The 5286-nt window shown below is 63.1% G+C and carries 5 protein-coding genes; 2 read left to right on the top strand and 3 right to left on the bottom strand.

Going from position 1 to position 5286, the window contains the following annotated elements:
* Positions 1 to 305 precede the first annotated feature (305 nt).
* Both EN742_RS23140 and EN742_RS23135 read right to left on the bottom strand, forming a co-directional pair.
* Positions 306 to 689 carry a hypothetical protein gene (locus tag EN742_RS23140; RefSeq protein WP_126058808.1) on the bottom strand — a complete coding sequence of 128 codons (384 nt, stop codon included), beginning with the start codon at positions 687 to 689 and terminating at the stop codon, positions 306 to 308.
* Between the two features lie 221 nt (positions 690 to 910).
* Complete coding sequence (locus EN742_RS23135; RefSeq protein ID WP_126058807.1) at positions 911 to 1357, bottom strand: YcgN family cysteine cluster protein; 447 nt, start codon at positions 1355 to 1357, stop codon at positions 911 to 913.
* Positions 1358 to 1556: 199 nt separating this feature from the next.
* Between EN742_RS23135 and EN742_RS23130 the strand changes: the two genes are divergently transcribed.
* Both EN742_RS23130 and EN742_RS23125 read left to right on the top strand, forming a co-directional pair.
* Complete coding sequence (locus tag EN742_RS23130) at positions 1557 to 3818, top strand: OmpA family protein (protein WP_127406211.1); 2262 nt, start codon at positions 1557 to 1559, stop codon at positions 3816 to 3818.
* A gap of 283 nt (positions 3819 to 4101) precedes the next feature.
* On the top strand, positions 4102 to 4617 hold the full coding sequence (locus EN742_RS23125; RefSeq protein WP_126058806.1) for a TIGR00645 family protein: 516 nt from the start codon (positions 4102 to 4104) through the stop codon (positions 4615 to 4617).
* A gap of 18 nt (positions 4618 to 4635) precedes the next feature.
* Here the strand turns inward: EN742_RS23125 and EN742_RS23120 are convergent.
* Positions 4636 to 5286: SDR family oxidoreductase (locus tag EN742_RS23120; protein ID WP_128333316.1), on the bottom strand; the 651-nt coding region annotated here is incomplete at its 5' end.

Genomic DNA, 5286 nt, shown 5'->3' with positions numbered 1-5286 from the left:
CATCGCGCCGCCGCCGATGCCGATCAACGCCAAGGCCTTCGATGCCGCGGGCGCGTCGGTCCCGGTGCAGGCGGGCGAGAACGCTTACGCCGTGCAGGTTACCGTCACCTTCGAATTGAAGTGAGCGTGGTCCGGCCGGCTTGCGTCGGCGGGGCCGGACGCAGGTCCGGCCGGCTGTGACCGACCCCTGCTGCGCATGAAAAACCCGGAGGACCAGTCCTCCGGGGTTCTTCTTGAGCCGCACCCTTCCGCCCTGGCGGAAAGGGGCTCTGCTAGGCGTTCAAGCCGGGGCCGGCTTGTGTTCCTTAGCGATAGATGATCGGGCAGCCGCGCACATTGGCGAATACCACCACGACGCGATCGCCGTACTGGCGGCCCATAACCTTGACCGTGCGGCGGCCGACATCGACGATGCGGACACGGTGCAAGCCCATGCGCTCGGCCTTGTCGAGCGCGCGCTCCGGCGAACAGCCCCGGCGCCAGCCGCGGTCGTCACGCCAATCGTTATCATCCGAGCGGTGACGGCGATGGTAGTAACCGTCATCGTCCCCGGTGTAGACGCCGAAGCGGGGATCCTGGTTGTTGCCGAAACCGAGATAGAGGCTGTCGGCATGGGCGGCGGGAATGGCGGCAAGCGTGCCGAGGCCGACCAGCGCCGAAAGGGCTGCCGTCTTGATCGTGTTGAACATCGTTTTCTCTCCTTGTTGAGGGCTCTCGCCCCTTGTGAGCCGATGGTGCGAGAATGCGCCTGCCTGTCTGAACCTTCTGCGAACCGTCCATTCATCTTCGGTTCATCCGGCAAGCCATCGGTTGTGAGCGGCCGGACCCCAAACGCCCCACGGCCCCGCCGGTTCCGGCCGAGGCCGATCCGGCGCGTGCTATTTCCTATCGGTTTGCGGCGAAAATCGGTTCAGGGCTCGTCGTCGAGCATATAGTCAAAATAGTCGTCCGGCTCGGCAAGGTCGGTTTCCTTGGCCTTGACCCGACCGCGGATCGAGATGCCGGCTTCGTGCACCGTCTCGTCGCTCCCCGAGACCAGCCTGTGCCACCAATAGAGGTCATGCCCCTCAGCTATCAACCGATAGGCGCAGGTCCTGGGCAGCCAGCTGATAGTGCGCACATTCTGCGGAGTCAGCCCAACGCAGTCCGGAACCCGGGCCAATCTGTTGGCATAATCGGCGCAGCGGCAGCTTTCGGCGTCGAACAGCCGACAGCCGACGCTCGTCCAGTAGATCTCGCCGGTGTCCTCGTCCTCGAGCTTCGACAGGCAGCACTTCCCGCAACCGTCGCAGAGCGATTCCCACTCGACCGGCGTCATCGCCTCAAGAGTCTTGGTTTTCCAGAACGGCGCACCCATTGCGCGGATGTGGCCCCGGCCGGCGCCAAGGTCAAGCGCGGCAGTGGCGTAAATGACACATGCATCATATGAAAAACACGAAGTTGCCTTCAAAACGCCGGTCAATCGTCCTTCGTTGCCGCTAATGCCCACACGTCGGAACCAAATCCCGATGATGAAAGTTTTGGGCAGGGATGGGACCCCACAAGGAGAATTTGAGATGAAACGCCAACCACGGATTCTGGCAGGCACCGCGATCGGCCTGCTGATGGCATCCGCGCCGTTGGGCGCGTACCCGCTGCAGGGCGGTGCCGTTTTCGGCTCCATGCAGCACGCCGCCGCGCCATTGATTCTTGCGCAAGCGAGCTGCGCCGAGGGGGAATCAGCCGAAGCCTGCGCGCAGAACCAGCAGGCTGAACCGGAACAGCCCAAGAAAAAGAAGCGCGAGCAGCAGCAGCAAACCGAATCCGCGCCGGCCGAGCAGGCCGCACCCGCCGAGCAGGAACAAAAACCACGCAAGCGCAAGGTAGAACAGCAACAGCAGCAAACGGAACAGGCGCCGGCCGAACAAGCCGCGCCTGCCGCCGAAGAGCAGCAGCCGCGCAGGAAGAAGCGCAACCAGCAGCAGATCGAAGCGGCTCCTGCCGAACAGATCGCGCCGGCGGACAACAACCGGCAGGACAACCTGCGCAAGAAGAAGCGCGAACAGCAGCAGCAAATCGAAGCAGCACCCGCCGAACAGCCCGCCGAGCAGGCGGCTCCGGCTAACGACGAGCAGCCGATCAAGCCGCGCAAGAAGAAGCGTGACCAGCAGCAGATCGAAGCAGCTCCAGCGGATCAGCCAGTTGAACAGGCGGCTCCGTCGAACGGTGAGCAGCCGCTCAAACTGCGCAAGAAGAAAGGCGACCAGCAACAGATCGAAGCGGCACCCGCCGAACAGCCTTCAGACCAGGTCGCGCCGGCAAACGACAACAATCGGCAGGACAATCTGCGCAAGAAGAAGCGCAAGCAGGATCAGCAGATCGAGGCTGCGCCCGCCGAGCAGGCGCCGGCCAAACAGGCGGCACCCGGCGAGCCTGTCCCGCAGACTGAACCGCTTCCCGTGCCCACCGAGCAGCAGGCAGCTCCCGCCCAGGGCGAACAGCCTCAGGACAAGAAGAAGCTTGGCAAGAAACTTGTCGGCGAGCAGCCGGTGACGGAAGAACAGCCCGCAACCGGCGAGCAGCCTGCCGCTGGCGAACAGGCGACCCAGCCCGCGCAGGGTGAAACCCCGGCCCAGGGCGAGGCCACGGCCAACCCGGACGAAGCGCCGCTTCTGGACAGCCAGAAGGACGCCCGACGCAAGCACAAGGGCGGTAAGGATCAGGCCGGCCAGAGTGCCGGCGGACAGACCACCGAAGGCCAGAACGCCGAGGGAGCCGGTCAGCCCGTTCGGCAGAACGGCGAGCAGGCGCAAGCTCCGAAGCCGGCTCCTGTCGATCAGGGACCGCCGCCAACCGACGACAAGTCGGCCCAGCAGGCAATCCAGCCTGAAAAGATCGTTCCGGTGACCGAGGAAAAAGGCACGCGCGTCGAGCGCGCGCCTGAAGAGGAAGACGTAAGCCGCCGTCCGCGTCCGCAAGGCGCCGACGTCCTCAAGCAATTCGGCGACCGCGTCATCATCCAATTCAACAACCAGACGATCGTCGAAAGCAACGATGCGCCGCGCATGCATCGCGGCGCCAGGAATGTCTACTATGAAGATCTGTCCGGCGGCCGCATTCGCGAAATCGTCGAGCGTGACAACGGCGTGCAGATCGTCACCATCCGCAACCGTTATGGCGACGTCATCCAACGTTCGCGCATCACGCCCGACGGCCGCGAATATGTGCTGAGCTATGTCGACGAGCGCTACTACCGTGATGTCGACGACTGGCGCGATCCCGGCGACGACCTGCCGCCGATGCGGCTCACCATCTCGCGCCGCGATTACATCCTGGATTCGGAGGATGTCGAGGACCCGGACGAGTACTATACCTTCCTCGAACAGCCGCCCGTCGAAAGGGTGCAGCGCCTCTACTCGGTCGACGAGGTCAAGCGCTCTGCCCGCGTGCGCGACATCGCCCGCCGCATCGACCTCGACACGCTGAACTTCGAGTTCGGCTCGGCGACGATCTCGGACACCGAGGTGCAGAAGCTGGAAGGCGTAGCCACTGCCATGGAGAAGCTGCTGAAGAAGAACCCGGCGGAAACCTTCCTGATCGAGGGCCATACCGATGCGGTCGGCACGCCCGAGGCGAACCTTGCCTTGTCGGACAGGCGAGCGGAGGCGGTCGCCGAGGCGCTCACCAATGCCTTCGGCATCCCACCCGAAAACCTGACGACGCAGGGCTATGGCGAGGAGTATCTCAAGGTCGACACGCAAGGGCCAAACCGCGAGAACCGTCGTGTTGCCATCCGCCGCATCACCTCGCTGGTGGCGCCAGTGGCCAGCGCGAATTAGCCCGCCGTTCCAGAAGCATAGTGCGGCTTCTGGATTCAGTGCGACAACAGCGCGCCCATCCCGATCCTGCCGGGATGGGCAATGCTCACAAGGGTTTGGGGCTCAAGAAGAATTCAGCTTCGATTCGAGCGAAATCATTGAATTGCCGGATTGATGTACCCAGATTCGGGACAGGGCGTTCCCTGCCCTGTCCCGACTCCAGCGGGACACATGAGCCCCGCCGGCCCTCTCCGGCGGGGTTTTGTTTGACCTTGCGAACTGAAACCAAAAGCGGAACCGGCGCATGAAACGTCTCGAACTCGCGATCGAATCGATCATCCTCGCTTCGCGTTGGCTGCTGGTCGTGTTCTATATCGGGCTTGGCCTCGCGCTCGCCATTTATGCGGTGTCGTTCGGCAAGAAGCTCTACGAGTTCGTCCTTAACGCGCTGTCGCTCGGCGACACCGACACCATCCTGAAGATACTCGGCTTGATCGACGCCGCCCTGGTCGCTTCGCTGGTGGTGATGGTGATCATCTCCGGCTACGAGAACTTCGTCAGTCGCTTCGACGAAAATGACGGCAAGGTGCACTGGCTGGGCACGATCGATGTCGGCTCGCTCAAGGTCAAGGTCGCCTCGACCATCGTCGCCATCTCCTCGATCCACCTGCTTCAGGTCTTCCTGAATTCCGTCTCCTACACCACCGACCAGCTGATGTGGCTGACCATCATCCACCTCGCCTTCGTCCTCTCGGCGCTGATGCTGGCCTATATCGACCGGCTGATGGGTCTGGCCAAAGGCAAGAAAGTTGAGGACTGAGACCTCGCCCGCTGCCCGTCAGTAGATGGTTTTGATCTTGCTTTCCGTCCGGGCAAACACCTCGTCCGGCACGAAGAAGTCGCCGGCGAGCGGCCCTGTCGCGCCCGGCGAATAGATGGAAAAATCGCTGACGCCCTCGGCACGCAGCACCTCCTCGTCGATGTAGAAATTGCCGGTCGCCTCGCGCGATGGACGCAGGAATATCGCATGCGCTGCATCGGCCATGATGTCGGGCGAACGGCTCATCGCCGCCACCGACGCGCCGCCCAGAAGATTGCGCACCGCGGCCGTGTCGATGGTCGAGATCGGCCACAGCGAGTTGACGGCGATGCCGTCCTTGGCGAATTCCGCGCTCATGCCCAGCGTGCACATCGACATGCCGAACTTGGCCATGGTGTAGGCGACATGGTTCTTGAACCATTTGGCCACCATGTCGAGCGGCGGCGCCAGATTCAGGATATGAGGATTCTTTGCCAACTTCAGGTGCGGAATGCACATTTTTGAGACCAGGAAGGTGCCGCGCGTGTTGATCTGGTGCATCAGATCGTAGCGCTTCATGTCGGTCTCCAGCGTGCCGGTAAGCTGGACGGCGCTGGCATTGTTGACGCAGATGTCGATGCCGCCGAAGCGCTCCAGCGTCTTGGCGACCGCCTCGGCCACCTGCGCCTC

It is taken from the genome of Mesorhizobium sp. M4A.F.Ca.ET.020.02.1.1 (genome assembly GCF_004022645.1).
In the GTDB taxonomy this organism is placed as follows: domain Bacteria; phylum Pseudomonadota; class Alphaproteobacteria; order Rhizobiales; family Rhizobiaceae; genus Mesorhizobium.
The sequence above is the reverse complement of the archived record's forward strand: the minus strand, read 5'-3'. Positions and strand labels throughout refer to the sequence as shown.

Bases quoted from the DNA above. Each gene is read 5' to 3' on its own strand.
- EN742_RS23140 (WP_126058808.1), bottom strand. From the start codon at position 689: ATGTTCAACACGATCAAGACGGCAGCCCTTTCGGCGCTGGTCGGCCTC.
- EN742_RS23135 (WP_126058807.1), bottom strand. From the start codon at position 1,357: ATGGGTGCGCCGTTCTGGAAAACCAAGACTCTTGAGGCGATGACGCCG.
- EN742_RS23130 (WP_127406211.1), top strand. From the start codon at position 1,557: ATGAAACGCCAACCACGGATTCTGGCAGGCACCGCGATCGGCCTGCTG.
- EN742_RS23125 (WP_126058806.1), top strand. From the start codon at position 4,102: ATGAAACGTCTCGAACTCGCGATCGAATCGATCATCCTCGCTTCGCGT.